Annotated in this window: 15 protein-coding genes; 8 read left to right on the top strand and 7 right to left on the bottom strand. The window is 51.5% G+C overall.

Going from position 1 to position 16536, the window contains the following annotated elements; translation table 11 throughout:
• Positions 1–131: 131 nt before the first annotated feature.
• Together waaA and EYB48_RS11550 are read left to right on the top strand one after the other, a co-directional pair.
• Positions 132–1415: a lipid IV(A) 3-deoxy-D-manno-octulosonic acid transferase gene (waaA, locus tag EYB48_RS11555; protein WP_162020503.1), complete on the top strand. Its 1284-nt coding sequence runs from the start codon at positions 132–134 to the stop codon at positions 1413–1415.
• A gap of 505 nt (positions 1416–1920) precedes the next feature.
• Positions 1921–4410 carry an adenosylcobalamin-dependent ribonucleoside-diphosphate reductase gene (locus EYB48_RS11550; protein WP_162020502.1) on the top strand — a complete coding sequence of 830 codons (2490 nt, stop codon included), beginning with the start codon at positions 1921–1923 and terminating at the stop codon, positions 4408–4410.
• A 120-nt stretch (positions 4411–4530) separates the two neighbouring features.
• On the opposite strand, the gene EYB48_RS11545 is transcribed toward EYB48_RS11550, so the two are convergent.
• Together EYB48_RS11545 and EYB48_RS11540 are read right to left on the bottom strand one after the other, a co-directional pair.
• Positions 4531–6606: a S9 family peptidase gene (locus tag EYB48_RS11545; RefSeq protein WP_162020501.1), complete on the bottom strand. Its 2076-nt coding sequence runs from the start codon at positions 6604–6606 to the stop codon at positions 4531–4533.
• 341 nt (positions 6607–6947) lie between these two features.
• Positions 6948–8114: a GGDEF domain-containing protein gene (locus EYB48_RS11540; protein WP_162020500.1), complete on the bottom strand. Its 1167-nt coding sequence runs from the start codon at positions 8112–8114 to the stop codon at positions 6948–6950.
• A gap of 232 nt (positions 8115–8346) precedes the next feature.
• Between EYB48_RS11540 and EYB48_RS11535 the strand changes: the two genes are divergently transcribed.
• From EYB48_RS11535 to EYB48_RS11515, 5 genes are all read left to right on the top strand, one after another.
• Positions 8347–8946, top strand: coding sequence for a phosphorylase family protein (locus EYB48_RS11535; protein ID WP_162020499.1), 600 nt, complete (start codon positions 8347–8349; stop codon positions 8944–8946).
• 170 nt (positions 8947–9116) lie between these two features.
• Positions 9117–9428, top strand: a complete 312-nt coding sequence (locus EYB48_RS11530) for a hypothetical protein (RefSeq protein WP_162020498.1) — start codon at positions 9117–9119, stop codon at positions 9426–9428.
• Positions 9429–9496: 68 nt separating this feature from the next.
• A complete protein-coding gene (locus tag EYB48_RS11525; protein WP_162020497.1) occupies positions 9497–10168 on the top strand; it encodes a Vat family streptogramin A O-acetyltransferase in 672 nt (223 codons plus the stop codon).
• A 58-nt stretch (positions 10169–10226) separates the two neighbouring features.
• Positions 10227–11093 (top strand): CPBP family intramembrane glutamic endopeptidase, encoded by an 867-nt coding sequence (locus EYB48_RS11520; protein ID WP_162020496.1) that lies wholly within the window; start codon positions 10227–10229, stop codon positions 11091–11093.
• Positions 11090–11932, top strand: a complete 843-nt coding sequence (locus EYB48_RS11515) for an AraC family transcriptional regulator (RefSeq protein ID WP_162020495.1) — start codon at positions 11090–11092, stop codon at positions 11930–11932. Before EYB48_RS11520 ends, EYB48_RS11515 begins: the two co-directional genes overlap by 4 nt.
• Before the next feature lie 94 nt (positions 11933–12026).
• Here EYB48_RS11515 and EYB48_RS11510 read toward each other — a convergent pair whose 3' ends face one another.
• The 4 genes from EYB48_RS11510 to EYB48_RS11495 form a co-directional block, all read right to left on the bottom strand.
• Positions 12027–13346, bottom strand: coding sequence for a TolC family outer membrane protein (locus EYB48_RS11510; protein WP_162020494.1), 1320 nt, complete (start codon positions 13344–13346; stop codon positions 12027–12029).
• A 114-nt stretch (positions 13347–13460) separates the two neighbouring features.
• A complete protein-coding gene (locus EYB48_RS11505; protein WP_162020493.1) occupies positions 13461–13784 on the bottom strand; it encodes a rhodanese-like domain-containing protein in 324 nt (107 codons plus the stop codon).
• A 17-nt stretch (positions 13785–13801) separates the two neighbouring features.
• Positions 13802–14452 carry a protein-L-isoaspartate O-methyltransferase family protein gene (locus EYB48_RS11500; RefSeq protein WP_162020492.1) on the bottom strand — a complete coding sequence of 217 codons (651 nt, stop codon included), beginning with the start codon at positions 14450–14452 and terminating at the stop codon, positions 13802–13804.
• 194 nt (positions 14453–14646) lie between these two features.
• The gene (locus EYB48_RS11495) at positions 14647–15285 is read right to left on the bottom strand and encodes a TetR/AcrR family transcriptional regulator (RefSeq protein WP_162020491.1); all 639 of its coding nucleotides are present in this window, start codon (positions 15283–15285) and stop codon (positions 14647–14649) included.
• A gap of 261 nt (positions 15286–15546) precedes the next feature.
• Here EYB48_RS11495 and EYB48_RS11490 point away from each other — a divergent pair, with 261 nt between their 5' ends.
• Positions 15547–15816 carry a YkgJ family cysteine cluster protein gene (locus EYB48_RS11490; protein ID WP_162020490.1) on the top strand — a complete coding sequence of 90 codons (270 nt, stop codon included), beginning with the start codon at positions 15547–15549 and terminating at the stop codon, positions 15814–15816.
• Between the two features lie 6 nt (positions 15817–15822).
• Here EYB48_RS11490 and EYB48_RS11485 read toward each other — a convergent pair whose 3' ends face one another.
• Positions 15823–16287 (bottom strand): hypothetical protein, encoded by a 465-nt coding sequence (locus tag EYB48_RS11485; RefSeq protein ID WP_162020489.1) that lies wholly within the window; start codon positions 16285–16287, stop codon positions 15823–15825.
• Positions 16288–16536: the final 249 nt, after the last annotated feature.

Here is a 16536-nt window from a genome sequence, read left to right as displayed (position 1 = left end):
CGCTCTATGGCAATTTACTATGCACTTTCGCGCCAAACTGGTTTGGTACTTGAGTCTGAACCGCTTGTGCGCTTAGCGCAAAGGCAGGCTCCGGTGGTATCGTGCTGTTGAATTTCAGGAAAAACAAACAGATGCGTCTTTTTTATTCTTTGATCTGGGGATTGTCTCTGTCCTTTGCGCTGCTGCGGCTATGGTGGCGCGGGCGTCAGGAGCCCGGCTATCGCCGCCATATCCCGGAACGCCTGGGATTCTACCCAAGCTTCACTGCCACCCGTCTGATCTGGGTGCATGCGGTGTCTGCAGGTGAGACCAGGGCGGCAGAACCTTTAATACGTGCGCTGCTGCAACAGTATCCGCAACACCGGATATTGCTGACCCATATGACAGCCACTGGTCGCGAAACCGGCGCTCTGTTATTTGCTGATGTTGGTGCGCGGCTGCAGCAAGCCTTCCTGCCCTACGATATCAACTGGATGATGGCGCGTTTCCTGCGTCACTTCAGCCCCGAAATCTGCATACTGATGGAGACTGAGGTCTGGCCCAATCTGATCGCACAATGTCAGCTGGCTGAAATTCCGGTCGCACTGGTGAATGCGCGCTTGTCAGAAAAATCGCTGCGTAAGGCCCTGCGTATGCAAGCGCTGATACTGCCTGCTGCACATGCGATCAATGCCGTTGCAGCCCAATCCACACCGGATGCAGACCGCCTGATGCAACTGGGTGTACATCAGTCTGTCGTCACTGGAAATATGAAGTTTGATGTTACGCCACCGACGGATGTGGAAGCACGTGGCCGTGCGCTGCGTGAGCAGTTTGGCAAGCGCCAGGTAATCCTGTGCGCCAGCACCCGCGATGGTGAAGAAGAGTTGATACTGGAAGCGTTTCAGGAACAGTTCCCGCTGTTGCAGGAAAAGCCTTTACTGATTATCACCCCGCGCCACCCACAGCGTTTTGATCAGGTGGCACAGATGTTGGAACAGCGTGCTGTGCGCTATATGCGGCGCTCTGCACTCGAACACTCGGCGCCGCAAATCCCGTCGGATATACAGGTTTTGCTGGGCGACAGTATGGGTGAAATGTATATGTATTATGCCGCCTGCGATGTCGCCTTTGTCGGTGGCAGCCTGGTCCCCCTGGGTGGTCATAATCTGATCGAAGCCTGTGCCATGGGCAAACCGGTGTTAACCGGCAGCCACACCTTCAATTTTTCAGAAATTACCGATCAGGCTATCGCAGCTCAGGCCGCATTGCGTGCCGATGGTGCGCGCAGCATGCTGAGTCTCGCCATCGCCCTGCTCGGCAATCCAGTCAAACGCCTGCAGATGGGCCAGCAAGCGCATGCCTTTTTCCTGCAACACCAGGGCGCAACGGCACGCACCTTGCAACTGCTGCAACCCTGGCTGAAACAGAGCTGACCCTGCATGTTCCAGCTCTGCGGCGACGCGGAGCTACTATGTGAAGTCCGGCTACATTTGCTTCTGCGACGACAAGGCGTAACGAAAACCAAAGATGTTCAAGCGACTTGTGCAGCCTCAAGCCCGGTGAAGACTTGCGGCATATACTGAGGCCTGTTACTGCCGCCTGTTCGCAGTTAAATCAGCAGACGCATGCAGGCCAAAATCCGGACAGGCAAGGCCCGGGTTTCAGTCAGGGCAGATGCTAGTAACGAGCCCTGTAACGCAGTCTGGCATTTTTCTGGCCTTGAACCCAACCGCGCAAAACTGCGTCACTAGCGCTATAGTGTTGGATGACAGATTTTCGCTTATATAGCAGTAAGCTGAACAAGTGTACACAGACAGCCCCGATCAAGTGGAATGAGGCAATATCATTCCGGCAAGTCAAGATCAGAATGACAAAGTCTGCTGACTGCCTTCGCCCTGTTGCCTTCCTCCTCAACCTGAAGAGAAATGAACTATCAATATGAATGCCAACGACAACATCCAGGGAATCACAGCCATGGCACCGCAAGAAATCTCGCTCGATGTCTTACTTGAAAAATATGCTAAAGGCGATGAAGCCAGCATATATGACGTACAAACACGCGTGGCTAAGGCACTGGCCAGCGTTGAGCAACAGGATAGCCGTGCCTACTACGAAGAGCAGTTTCTGTGGGCGCAGAAAAATGGCTTTGTACCCGCCGGACGAATTAACTCTGCGGCAGGCATGGATCTGCACGCCACACTGATCAATTGCTTTGTACAACCGGTTGGGGATTCCGTTTCGAATCCTACCGATGGTAAGCCAGGCATCTACGCCGCACTGGCCGATGCGGCTGAAACCATGCGGCGTGGTGGTGGTGTCGGTTATGATTTTTCCAGCATCCGTCCTAAAGATGCACTGGTACGCGGCACGCGCTCGCGCGCGTCCGGACCGGTTTCTTTTATGCAGGTGTTTAATGCATCCTGTTCTACCGTTGAATCCGCAGGCGCGCGGCGTGGTGCACAAATGGGCGTGCTGCGTGGAGATCATCCCGATATTCTGGAATTTATCCGCTCTAAAGATCAGGGTGGGCTGACCAACTTCAATATCTCTATCGGCGTCACCGATGAGTTCATGCAAGCGGTCGAACAAGACACCGATTTCAGCCTGGTACACAAAGCAGAGCCAAGTGAAGATCGCAAAGCAGCAGGTGCCTATCAGCGTGCAGATGGCTTATGGGTCTATGAAACGGTACGCGCCCGTGAGCTGTGGGATATCGTGATGCAATCGACCTATGATCATGCTGAGCCAGGCATTCTGTTCCTGTCACGCATGAATGCAGAAAACAATCTGTACTACTGCGAAAAAATTGAAGCCACCAATCCGTGTGCAGAACAGCCTTTACCGGATTACGGCTGCTGCTGTCTGGGCTCGGTCAATCTGACCCGCTTCGTGCGCCAGCCATTCAGCACTGAATCCAGCTTTGACTTTGAAGCTTTCCAGTCTGTCGTCAGCGTTGCCACCCGCATGCTCGATAACGTACTCAATGCGACCGCCTGGCCATTAGCACTGCAACAGGCAGAAGCCATGTCCAAGCGCCGCGTAGGACTGGGCTTCCTCGGCATAGGCAGCACACTGGTGATGCTGGGCATACGCTATGACTCGGAACAAGGCCGCGAATTTGCACGTCAGGTATCGGAAGCGATGCGCGATACGGCCTATCTGGCCTCGGCTGAACTGGCCAAAGAAAAAGGCGCATTCCCCCTGTTCGATGCCAAGCAATATCTGGCCGGAACATTTGCGCAACGCCTGCCTGAAGCGGTACGCAAGGCGATTAAGAAGCATGGCTTACGCAACTCTCATCTGCTATCCATCGCACCGACCGGTACCATCACGCTGGCCTTCGCGGACAATGCATCGAATGGTATAGAACCGGCTTTCTCCTGGGTCTATAACCGCAAGAAACGCATGGCCAGCGGCGATCCACGCGTGTATGAAGTGGCTGATCACGCCTGGCGTCTGTATCGCGCGATGGGCAATGATGTAACGGACGACAGCAAATTACCTGCGCAGTTTGTGACTGCGCTCAATATGTCTGCCAGCGACCACATGAAGATGCTGCAGGTGGTGCAACCCTACATCGATTCTGCGATTTCTAAAACCGTCAATGTACCGGCCGATTATCCGTATGCGGACTTCCAGAATCTGTACATGGATGCCTGGAAGGCAGGTTTAAAAGGACTCGCAACCTATCGGCCAAACAACATACTCGGCAGTGTGCTGTCAGTCGGCACACCGGAAGTCAAACCTGAAATCAAAGCTGTAGCGGATGAAGATTTATTGCGTAAGCAGTTCGAGGGCCGTCCATTTGGTGATCTGGAATCCGTAACCTCCAAAGTGCAGTACATGACTTTTGAAGGCAAGAAAACCGTCTACCTGACTGTGAGTTTTATTCATGTGCAAGGCATGGTCGGTGGCGAACTGGTGACGATAGAACGTCCGTTTGAATTCTTTATGCCGGCCGGTCAGAAAAACGATGGCCAGCAATGGATCTCAGCGAGTATGCGTCTGTTATCGATGGCTGCCCGCTCCGGTGGCTCCATTGCCAAAGCGCTGGCTGATATGCGCGAAGTAGTGTGGGATAAAGGCACGGTACGCTGCGGCATGCTCACCAAGGATGATGGCAGTCAGGCACCGCTGTTCCATGAGTCAGAAGTGGCAGCGATAGGCTACTCTTTGCAAAGGATACTGATGAAGCGCGGCTATCTGGATGCTTCTGGAAATCAGATTCCAGTGCATGTGCTGGCAGAAAAATTCAAAGCACGTCTGCAGCAATATGGTCTGGACGATCTGGCCTACGAGTCTGAAACCGCGCCGATCAGCTATATTCCGACCGGAAAAAAATGCCCGGAATGCGGCGCGCATGCTTTGCAAAAAATCGATGGCTGCAGCCGCTGTGTCTCTTGTGGCTATGTCGGCGCGTGCGGCTAATCCCGGCTTAGCTGCTTGCGCTGTCTGAGACAGCATTGGTAAAAAAACGGACACCTGGCAGTGTCCGTTTTTTATTTGTCTGCATTCAAACTGCAGTCATACCATGCGTAAATAAAGCGCTTACTTCTTGGCTGCTCCGATATGCTGACCCAGCCAGTCCAGCACTGTGTGATGCCACAACACGGAGTTAGCCGGTTTGGTGACCCAGTGATTTTCATCCGGATAAATCAGCAATTTACTCTCTATGCCACGGCGCTGTAAGGCGGTGAAGCTGCCCAAAGCCTGTTCAGTAGGAATACGGAAATCCAGTTCGCCCTGCACCACCAGCATTGGGGTCTTCCAGTTTTTCACGAAACGTGCCGGGTTAAACTGTTCATGCTTTTCCGGCACATCATAGTAAGCACCGCCGTTTTCCCATTCTGTGAACCAGATTTCATCAGTCGCATAGGCCATGCCACGGGTATCAAATACGCCATCGTGATTGACGATGCAACGGAAACCATCTGACCAGTTACCGGCGATCCAGTTCATCATATATCCACCGTACGACGCACCCAATGCACAAGCGCGGTTAGTGTCCAGCCATGGATACTTGTTTGCTGCGGCAGCAAGCCCTTTTTTCAAATCCTCCAGCGGTTTACCGCCCCAGTCGCCGCTGATGGAATCAGTGAATTTCTGACCATAACCGGTAGAGCCGTGGAAATCGATGAATACCGCGGCATACCCTGCTCCAGCATAAATCTGCGGATTCCAGCGATAGCCCCATTTATTGCCAAAGCTGCCTTGCGGGCCACCATGTACCAGGAAAGCAACCGGATACTTGACACCCGGCTGTGCATTCCATGGCTTCATCACATAGCCATAAACCTGATCGCCGTTTGCACCGGTAAAGCTGAATTGCTCATAACTGCCAAGGCGCACATTCTGCATCAGCTCACGATTCGCAAATGTCAGTTGCTCAGCCTTACTCACATCGGTGTTATCCGCCTGTTTCAGCGACAAACGATAAATCTGACCATCGCCATTGAGGCTGCCAAAATTCACCAGTAACTGATCGCCATGCACATCCCAGGAATTGACGGCACCCAGGCCAGTCAAGGCCTTGACCTTGCCACTGCTCACGTCGATACGGAATAATCGGTGCTGTCCCAGATCATCGGCCACAACCAGCAAGGACTGTCCATCGGGTGTCCAACGAAAATCAGCAGCTGAGCGATCCCAGTTCGCGGCCAGCTCACGCTTCTTGCCTGTAGCGACATCCATCAGCACTAACTGAAAACGGTCTGCTTCAAAGCCGGGACGACGCATCGCCACATAGGCCATGGTTTTACCGTCGGGCGAAAATTTCGGACGGGTATCCCAGGCAGGATTGTCAGCAGTCAGATTTTTCGCTGCCTGCTGACCATCGAGCGCAACCTGATACAGGTCGAAATTAGTCGACCAGGCCTCGGTTTTTCCGGCGATACGAATCGCAAATACAGCGCTCTTGCCATCCGGCGTGAATTGATACTCTTCCTGATCGCCATCCGGTTTAGACGGAACATCTCCATCCAGCGCTGCGCTCAATGCCACCGGTGCACCCTGTACGATACCCTTGCTATCGAGCTGGGCGGTAAATAAAACGGAGCGGCGGCCATCGGCCCAGGTATCCCAGTGACGCACAAACAGACGGTCATAGATACGTCCAGTCGCTTTATTTGCCGCTTTGTCTGCCAGTTTTTTCTGTGTACAGGCCAGATCAGGACATTCGCGGAATACCGCCATGCTGAACAAGAGCTTGTCACCCTGAGGTGAGAGTCGGAAATTATCTACATCTAAAGGTAAATCGGTGACGCGTTGCGCCTCACCGCCTTGTAAAGGTAATTTCCAGATCTGGGAAGAGCCGGAGCGGGCGGACAGAAAATAAATTGCGTCGCCTTTGGCTGACCAGACCGGATCGGTCGCGCCCTGCGTGGTCAGATTTTGCGCTGGCTGACGTGGCTGACTCAGATCTTGCAGCCAGAGGTTAGTGCTGCCACGGTTTTTTTCGAGGTCGGTCTGACGCAGGGTGTACAGCATTTTTTTACCATCCGGCGCGATCACAGGAGCACCAACGCGCTCCATCTTAACCAGATCCTCAATTTGCAAACCGCGCATCTCAGCCTGTGCAGCACCGGCAAAGGCCAGCGCCAGCAAGGCGCTCAAACGAAACTTCATGTGTACTCCTGTGATTGACAGCCGCTACGCAGTTGTCTTGTAATGAAGAAATTGGACTATGCATCTGCATGCAGGCATTCATACGCACAAATGCACACTGGCCGGGCTCTGCACCGAGTGGGTAAAGGACATGGAACAGGTAGTGTCTGGATGCTGATGCTATACGCGCAGCATTCTACCAAGCAGGAAAAATTTCGCTGTACGCAATGGAAAATAAGGGCAATTTCCAGATTTACGTCGCCCGATCCGGATAAGAACTGAATTTAGTCAAGCCAGTGCAAGTCCGGCGAAGCTGAGTGGCATACTTTGCACCTGTTTGCATAGCCAGGCATAAGAACAAACTAGACAGCAACGACGCGGTTTCGTCCATTGGCTTTTGCCTGATAACAGGCTTTATCAATACGTTCGAAAGTCAGTTCAGGACTCTCATCGCTATGCCAGTCGGCGATACCAGTTCCCATACTCGCAGTGAAGACAATTTCCACTGCCCCTAGCTGACAAGGTGTTTTTTGCAAATCCGCACGCAAATTCTCAGCAACCTGTATCAATTGATCCTTGCTGCAGGTTGGCATGATAATTACGAATTCCTCACCACCTATACGCGCTGCTATGTCAGTTTCCCTGCGTACGTGACGTTTCAGTACCTCGGCAAAATGCTGCAGACAGGTATCGCCCGCGAGATGACCAAACTCGTCATTGATGCGTTTAAAGTGATCCAGATCGACCAGGATCAAACCCAATACTTCCTGCTTGCGTGCGGCCATATACCACAGGCTTTGCCAGGCCTGCTCATACTTGCGGCGGTTAGGCAGACCGGTCAGTACATCCGTCATAGACAGCCTGGAAATCTCAGCACGGCTGCGTATCAGCATGACTTCCACATCAATCTGCTTCTGGTATTCGCGTACTGTTGTCCTGACATTGATGAGAAGATAAACAAAGAAAATGCACAGTGTGACGCCCGTTGCCTGTAAATGCTGGGTACCAAAGATGTACAGCAGGATGGATGGCAAAATCAGTTCCATCACGCAGATACGCGCATGCCAAGGGTGCATAGCAAATGCATGACTGGCTGCTGTACTAAAAGTAATCGTGGTGATTACCGAAACGATCACCGCCTGATTCGGCTCTCTCTCCAGCCAGCCTGTCGTGACTGCAACCACGCTCCACAAAACGGAGCCAATATGAATGTAAGTCCAGTGCACCTGCTTCCAGCGTTCAAAGACTTGTTGCGTAGCATGCGTTTCCGGTGGTTTGTGTGCGATACGTAAATATCCGAGCACGCCAAATGCTAACGTTGGCGCAAGCATCACCCACCACGATTGTTGTATGTAACCCGCCAGCCAGAAACTGATCGCACATGCCAGCAGATAAAAAATCGGACCGGGTTTGGAGCGTATGTACAAATCAGTGGTCGAGCGGCGCCAGACGTAACTCTGCACGTCCAGTTCGATATCACTTCTGGCCTGATCTTCCGGTTTAACACCCAGATCACGGATGGTTTGCATGCCCCGCTTTCCTATCGTAATGATTAATGTAAACTCAGGACAAGATACATGAAACATGCACATAGAGCCCATCATAGTCAGTGCAAGTCAGCCTAAACAAGACTTAGCCAGTATTTTGTTTTTACAGTGTAGTATGTGTGTTGCAATTCAGCATCAGAAGTTTAGCGTATGCTGAATTCTGCAAACGCACTTTGCGACCCAGTTTGCCCAACTATTCCAGCGCTAACCTAGTATGAAAATTCAAGTTCTTTTCCCCACTGCGACCGAAGCCAGCCTGTTTCACAGAGACGATGTCAAAACCTGTATTTCCGGCGTAGGACTGACGGCAACCGCTTATGCCACGCTCAACGCTATCCACCATGACAAGCCAGACATGCTGATACTGGCTGGTATCGCGGGCGTGTTTCCAGGTCGCGATTTTGCGCTGGGTGAAGTCGCCCTGGTCAGCAGCGAAGTGGAAGCTGACCTTGGTTTCTTCACTCAGGATGGTTTTGTTCATATGGCCCACCTGCCTATCGATATGGAATTTGAGCGACGTCACGTCTTACACTGCCCTTACCTTCCGCCGGATTTCCCTATGCGTCAGGCTCGCGGCATTTCTGTGAATGCCGCAATGGCAGGCTTCATTGATATCACCGATGCCGATTTGGAAAACATGGAAGGTGCTGCCTTTTTCCATGTCTGCCAAAAAGAACAACAGGCATTTCTGGAATTGCGTGCAATCTCAAATATTGTTAAAGTCGGCGACGATCAATGGGACATGCAAACTTCCGTGGCAGCGATGACGCGTGGTTTACACAGTTTAATTGATCATCTTCAACAAAAAAGTTAAATTGCTTTAAGCAAATAACTTACCCAGGTGTGCAGCATGGCTGCAGGCCTGCGCTGTCGTAAGCATCACGCCGCTAGCCGCTGTTGCGTTAGTCCTGAATCCAAAACCATAGAATGTTTTGGTTATAATGGACAATACCATTGAAGTACCTGACATAAGTGAGCCTGACCATGCGTACACTGGCATTTCTGGAAGCATTTCAGCGTCTGATACTGGTAGCTGTTCCGGCATGGATTATCTGGTGCGGCATTGTTGCTTTCGCAGCCCCCTACCGTCCTGATAATTTTCTGTCCATGCTGTTCCTGCTGACGGTCGCCCTGGTGTACGGCGGTTGCATATGGATGATGCAAGCACTGATTTCAGAAAAAATCTGGGTATTCTGGCGCTTCTTGCTATCCATTTTTTATGGACTGGCTCCCTTCGCTTTTATCTTACTGATCGGGCATTTTCTGGGTTCCTCCACGCGATCCTGGCTGAGCTAATGGCACGGATGCTGCCTGATTACAAAGTCCACAACGCTGCCCGGGGTGGATACAAATAAGAATGAAATATGCACACATATGGCCCCGACCCGAGTCAGCCTCACCCGCTGCCTGGTTTCCCACAAGTCTGTTTTATCCGCAATACCATCAGCAATCCCAACATTGAAGTTGGCGAATACAGCTATTACGATGATCCGGAAGATGCGCGCAACTTTGAACGTAATGTGCTTTACCATTTTCCTTTCATCGGCGATAAGCTGATTATCGGTAAATTCTGTGCCATTGCACGTGGTGTCAAATTCATCATGAATGGTGCCAATCACCCTATGGGAGGCGTGTCCACTTATCCTTTTGCGATATTTGGCAACGGCTGGGAATCAGCACCCTTGCAGCTTGCTGGGCTGCCGTACAAGGGGGACACGGTCATCGGCAATGATGTCTGGATAGGCTATGACAGCCTGATTATGCCTGGCGTCCGTATTGGTAATGGAGCGATTATTTCCAGCCGCTCGGTGGTGGTGCAGGATGTACCCGCATACAGCATCGTCGGTGGCAATCCTGCAAAACTAATCCGCCAGCGTTTTCCACAAGAACAAGTCGACTTGCTGGAACAGCTAGCCTGGTGGAACTGGCCAATAGAAATGATCACGCGCCACTTGCCTGTCATCAGTGCTGGTAGCCCCCAGCAATTACAAGAACTTGCCAGCACGCCCGGATTGTCCGACTCCGGAACTGACTAACAAGGCTCCCCATCCAACACTATCTGCTTACCCGGAAGTGATCCCGATCCGGAATTTTATGAATCTGCTCTACCTTCCCTACCTGTTACTGTTTTGCGCTATCGCTCTGTGCTGGCTGCCACACCAAACCTCGTGGCGCTGGCAACCCGCCCGCATCTTGGCCACAGGCAGCCTGGTTGCAGCGGTAAGTACAGGACTGCTAAGCTGGCCAGGCTTGCTGATTTGCGTGCTTTGCTGGTTTTTCATCCATGTATGCGCGCAACCACAGCTGTCAGCCACCTGGCGCATAGCCAGCGGCCTGGGCAGCACACTGCTGGTGCTGGGAATGGCGAGTCATCTGCTGCCTGGCTTCCACAATCTGAAGTTAATTTCAGCCGTGCGCTATGCACCGGACAGCCTGCCATTTACCCTGTATGCGAATTTTGACAAAGGCTATGCAGGGTTCCTGCTACTGTCTTACCTGAGTCCACGCGTAGCCGATGTGAAGCAATTCCTGAGCGACGCCAGGCGTAGTCTGCTACCTGGCATACTCACAGTCGCCACGGTGCTGACGCTGGCCTGCATGCTGCAGCTGATACGTTGGGACTTTAAGTGGCATGCCGATATTGCGGTTTTTCTGGCCGTGAACTTAGTCTTAACCTGCGTCGCGGAAGAAGCTTTTTTCCGTGGCTTTCTTCAGCAAAAGCTGTCACAGCAACTACCTGCACAGTATCCGCCAGCGATCAGTATCGTGATCGTTGCAATCTTATTCGGGCTGGTCCATATTGGTGGTGGCTTAGCCTACATGATTGTTGCTACTGCAGCTGGTCTGGGCTATGGCTGGATTTATCAGCGTAACGGCCGCATCGAAATGGCGATCCTGAGTCACGCCGCACTGAACCTTATCCATTTCGTTTGCTTCAGCTATCCGAAACTGGCGACATGAAATACCAGACTTTCCCACCTCTGCCACAACTACAGCATCTGCTGATGCATGTATTGGTAACCGAACTCGATGGCTGCGACGCTTACATTCCTGCGTCGCCCTGCCCGTCGATTATGCTGACGCTGCGCGGCGCGACTCAGGTACGTATGCCGGATCAAACTTATCAAACATCGCCACGATTTCTGATACTCGGTCCGTTCATGAGCCCTATCCATGCAAGGTATGCACCAGGTACAGTCACGATGTCGATTTGCTTCCGGCCAGGTATGCTGCCGCAGGCATGCAACTTATCCCCGGTAACGCTGGCAGGTAACAGTGTGGAAATGGAGGTGGCGTTTGATGCCCAAACAGTACAGCGTTTTCTTGAATGCATTGATCAACAAAAAGACATCGCTATACAAGTGGCCTTGTTTCAGAAATTCCTGTCAGAGATACTCGATTATAAAAACGGGAAAGGTTTGGGTGAACGGTTTTTGCGCTCGCATCAGAAGATGTTTTTACCGCTGCTGGAACTGGCCAGTTTTTTTGATATCGGCCAGCGGCAGCTAGAACGCAGGGTACAAGATACGTTTGGTCTGAATCTGCGCGATATGCGCAAACTGTCGCGTTATGGCTTTTGTTTGTTGCATCTGCTCAGCCAGCCAACGCAGCGTGGTGATCTGACCCAGATTGCGCAGCAGTTTGGCTATTACGATCAGGCCCATATGCACAAAGAATTTGTTGAGCTGACGGGCTTTTCGCCAGCACATTTGTTACGTCAGATCGCCAGTGATGATACTGGCTTCTGGTTATACCGGATTGCGCCTGACGACTTCAGAAATTTGTTTTACGCGGTATAAGTAAGCACAAGCGCTGTCCGGACACTGGCTGATGCCAAATAAAAAAAACCGCGCTCCCTTGGTTGCGCGGTTTTTTTATTTGGCATGGCGACAATCAGTTTTGCAACAAGGCGTTAATTTCCAGCAAATCGTCTTCTTTCAGAATACCCGCCGCCGATTTCAGACGCAGACCATTCAAAATCGTGTCATAACGTGCTTTCGCCAGCGTCTGGCGTGTGGTGTACAACTGCTGCTGTGCATTCAGTACGTCGATATTGATACGCACGCCTACCTGATAACCGAGCTTGTTGGAATCCAGTGCGGACTGACTGGAAATTTCCGCTGCCTCATACGCTTTGACCTGTGCCAGGCCACTGGTGACGCCGGTGTAAGCCTGACGTGCGCCCTGTGCCGCAGCGCGACGTGCAACCTCCAGATCATTGCGTGCTTTCTCTTCGAGAGCAATCGATTCCTTCACTTTACTATCGACGGCAAATCCGGCAAAAATCGGTACTGACCATTGCACACCTATCGTGGTTGGCTTAGTTACACCACTGCTTACAGGACTGCCGCCCGTAGAAGAACGACCGGTACTCGCAACCAGATCCAGCGTTGGATAATGACCGGCACGGCTTAATGCGATGCTGCGTTTTGCAATCTCAACACTGACTTCACTCGCCACCACGCTGTAATTTTGTTTCTCTGCAGTGCTGACCCATTCATTGATGCCATTCGGCTGAGGTGCACTGAGCTTTACGCCCGACTTTAAGGTCGCCAGATCACCAGCTTCTTTACCGATGATCTGCTGCAGTGCAGAGCGCTTTACCTGCAAATCACTTTGCGCCGCAAACTCCTGGGCCGTAATCAAATCATAGCGAGCCTGCGCTTCATGTGTATCTGTAATGGTGGATGTGCCCACTTCAAAATTACGCTTAGCCGATGCCAGTTGCTCGCCAGTCGCAATTTTCTGAGCCTGTAAAGTAGCCAGCGTATCCTGAGCTGCCAGTACGTCAAAGTAAGCCTGACCTACACGTACGATCAGATCCTGACGCGACTGCGCAAACTGCGCTTCACTGGCGACAACGGATAATTTACTTTGCTCATACTGCTCCCAATTACCCCAACGGAATAAAGGCTGAGTCAGACCCAGCGTCCAGGAATTAGTGGTCGAGGTAAAGCTGCGGTCCGGAACCGGCAGATCAGACTGTGAAGTGATACGGGAGCGGGTATCCGATCCTGACAAACCTATCGTAGGCAACAAACCAGCGCGGCCCTGTACCACTTTTTCCTGCCCGGCAGTCAGTGCAGAACGTGCACTGGCAAACTGCGCGTCATTTGCAAGCGCATCTTTGTAGACCTGCAATAAGTCAGTCGCACCTGCATTCAGACTAAAAAAAGCACTGGCAAGCAAGGCTGCCAAGATAGGATTACGCATCAAACGCTCCGAGTGAAAATAGTTTATTAAGCAGGACTCACGTATTACTGGCTCAGTACAGCAGAAGCAAGCTGGCAAGCTTCACCTCAATTGACCAGGCCAATTTCGTCAGTTCTAATAAGTTGGCATAGCAGGATCAACCTGCGCAGCCCATGCATGCACACCACCGGTCAAATTAATGACCTGGCTGTATCCCTGACGCTCCAAAAAATTGGCCACTTGCATACTGCGTCCGCCGTGATGACAGATGCAGACGATCACAGCATCCGGATCAAGCTCATTCGCGCGAACCGGCACAGTCTGCATAGGCATGAGCTGAGCACCGCTGATATGACAGGTCTCATATTCCCAAGGTTCCCTCACATCCAGTAATAGCGGTGTTTCTTTACTCTTATCTGCGAGCCACTGCGCAAGTTCTGTAGCGGTAATGTGTTGCATGCTCTCTCTGCTTTCAATCAGAACTTAAATTGCGAGACAGGTACAGAACCTGACAGCGGGGCGATTGCCGTATCAAATGCAGTACGGCTAGTGAAGCTGGCATCTGATACACGGGTCACGACATTCGCATGCATCACTGGCAATGCACCGGCGATCGCCAGCAAACGGCCACCAACATTCAATTGCTTTTGCAACTGTTCCGGCATCACGTCCAGACCACCTGCAACCACGATCACATCGTAAGTACCGGTATGCGCAGTCGTCAGGCCATTGGCATGCAATACGCTGACATTGCGTACGCCATTGTCAGACAGATTTTTTTCCGCCAGCGCTTTGAGTTCAGCGGAGGCTTCCATCACAGTAACATGACGTGTCATATGGGCCAGCAAGGCAGCCAGGTAACCGGATGCAGCTCCCAGCAACAGCACGGATTCATTTTTCTTCAGCGCCAGTTCCTGCACGATACGCGCTTCTACCCGTGGGCACATGGCTGTTGTACCGCCAGGCAAAGGCAGTTCTGTGTCAAAAAAAGCCAGCGATTTCTGCTCGTCCGGGAAGTAATTTTCTCGTTTCACAACGATCAACATATCCAAAATGTCCTTGTCCAACACATTCCAAGGACGGATTTGTTGTTCAATCATGTTGAAACGGGCTTTTTCGATATTCATTTCTTCACTCGATGCATTAATTAAGGGAAACCGCATTTTATCAAAGCACATGCGCAGATTGAGGATTACCTTGTCATTTTCAGCTGGGTGACAGCCGGATTTCGGACAAAAGATCAGCAATCATGGATATTAGCGGATAATTTCCCCCACACAATTCTTAAAATTCTTCAAACTTAGTCAGGCGACCAAGGTGCTCAGGTACTTTGATGGATCAACAGGCCATGCAAAGCCATCTCTATGTAATGTTCCAGGTAAAGTCCCATTTTTTCTGGCTCCACCTGGCAAACACCCGCAGAATGTTTCCACATCATCATCATTATAATAGGTGAAATTAATAGTCTGGCATCAATTTCCAAATCTACCTGACGTATTTCTCCGCGCTCCATACCGCGTCTCAGCATATTTGCAACCAGCAATTCGCCACGGGTAATCACTTCATCCTGATAAAACTTTGCCAGTTCAGGAAAATTTCCCGCTTCGGCCATCATTAACTTGGGCAAACCTGATAACTTGGTATCACCGACATTGCTCCACCAAGTCCTGATCACGATCCTGAATAATTCCTCACTGCTACCGCTAAACTGGTTAATCAGCTCTTCAGCTTCACCGATCAGCGGTACGATACTAGTGCGCACCACCGCTTTGAATAAATCTTCCTTACTCGAGTAATACAAATACAGCGTACCCTTAGAAACGCCCGCCGCCTTCGCCACATCGTCCAGACGTGTCGCGGCAAAGCCGCGCTCGACAAACAAATCCAGCGCAGCGGCTAATAACTCTTGGGGTCGCGCCTCTTTGCGCCTTTCCCACTTGGGCTTACAAGGACATAACATATCACTACTACTCGCGGTATCTGTCGGTCATCTCCACACTTGCGCCGTAGCGCCAGAAGAAAATGCCAATTTTGAATAACTTACTCTTGAGTCAGTAATGTAATCCGCCCCCGTATGAGCGTCAAGCCGGAATGCAGATGCATCATGCCAAAGCAATCACAGGAAACACAGCGAAATGCGATGAAATGCAAAATCCTGTGCTTTAATTGCAGAAAACCCAGTTTTTATGCAATTCCCATCGTTAGCCAGCCACCCCTTTTCATGCAAAATCCCGTTTTTTCCTGTCGTCCCGGCTGTGCCGCCTGCTGTATCGCGCCTTCGATCTCTAGTCCTATACCTGGCATGCCGAATGGCAAAGCAGCCGGAGTCGCATGTGTGCAGTTATCGGAACAGGGTTTGTGTCAGATTTTTGGCCGGCCTGAGCGCCCGGCCTGCTGTTCAGGCTTGCAGGCGTCGGCGGAAATGTGTGGTGGGAATAAGGAACAGGCGATACAGTGGCTGAATGCACTGGAGCGTGCGACCTGTCCCTGAGTTAAATCAGAGTTTGATACGCATGGAGTCACCATTCATAAACAGCAGGGAGACACCATCTTCCATCGGCAATACCCGCGCCACATGCTGCTCCAGACTGGTGGCATAGATTTTTTTGCCATCGGCACGAAACATCGCAAACCAGCGCTTACTATGCGCCAGCATACGGCTGGCAGAGCTGGCCGCCAGTAATAAATACTCGGCACCGCGAATATGAATGCTCGCGCTGCGCATCACCCCGCGTGAAAACGAGGCCGGCAAATGCGCAGAGATAATGTGCTGGCCTTCGCGCTCGACTTCCATCACCATCCCTTTGGCGGCACGGAAAGGCTGCAGCTGAAACTGATAGACACCCATGCGCGTGGTTTCGGATGAGGAAATTTCTGCTTGTTGCTGAAATTCGCCAAAGCAGGCACTTACGGCTGGAGCAGCCTCGGTGTGCAGGGAAGTGTTTTCATTCTTAGTCATCATGCCTCCGGTATCAGTTCAGTAGCGGCGACCAATGTACACATCAAACATCGCTCGCTCATGGTAGCAGCGCTCGTCGCGGTGACTGTACGGTGCTACACGAACAGAACACTGCCACTACACTGGGATCCGGAAGTATCGACAAGAACAACATACTGCTCAATAGAATACTGATTGGCATTAAATTTCAGTACCAATTAGTGAAATTCATGCATAAAAGAAAATCCAACCCCGACGATCGGCTTGCTAAAG

This window comes from Cognatundibacterium crateris, from assembly GCF_010078235.1.
Lineage (GTDB): Bacteria > Pseudomonadota > Gammaproteobacteria > Burkholderiales > Burkholderiaceae_D > Undibacterium > Undibacterium crateris.
Note: the sequence above shows the minus strand (reverse complement) of the source record. Positions and strands in the feature narration are given on the sequence as shown.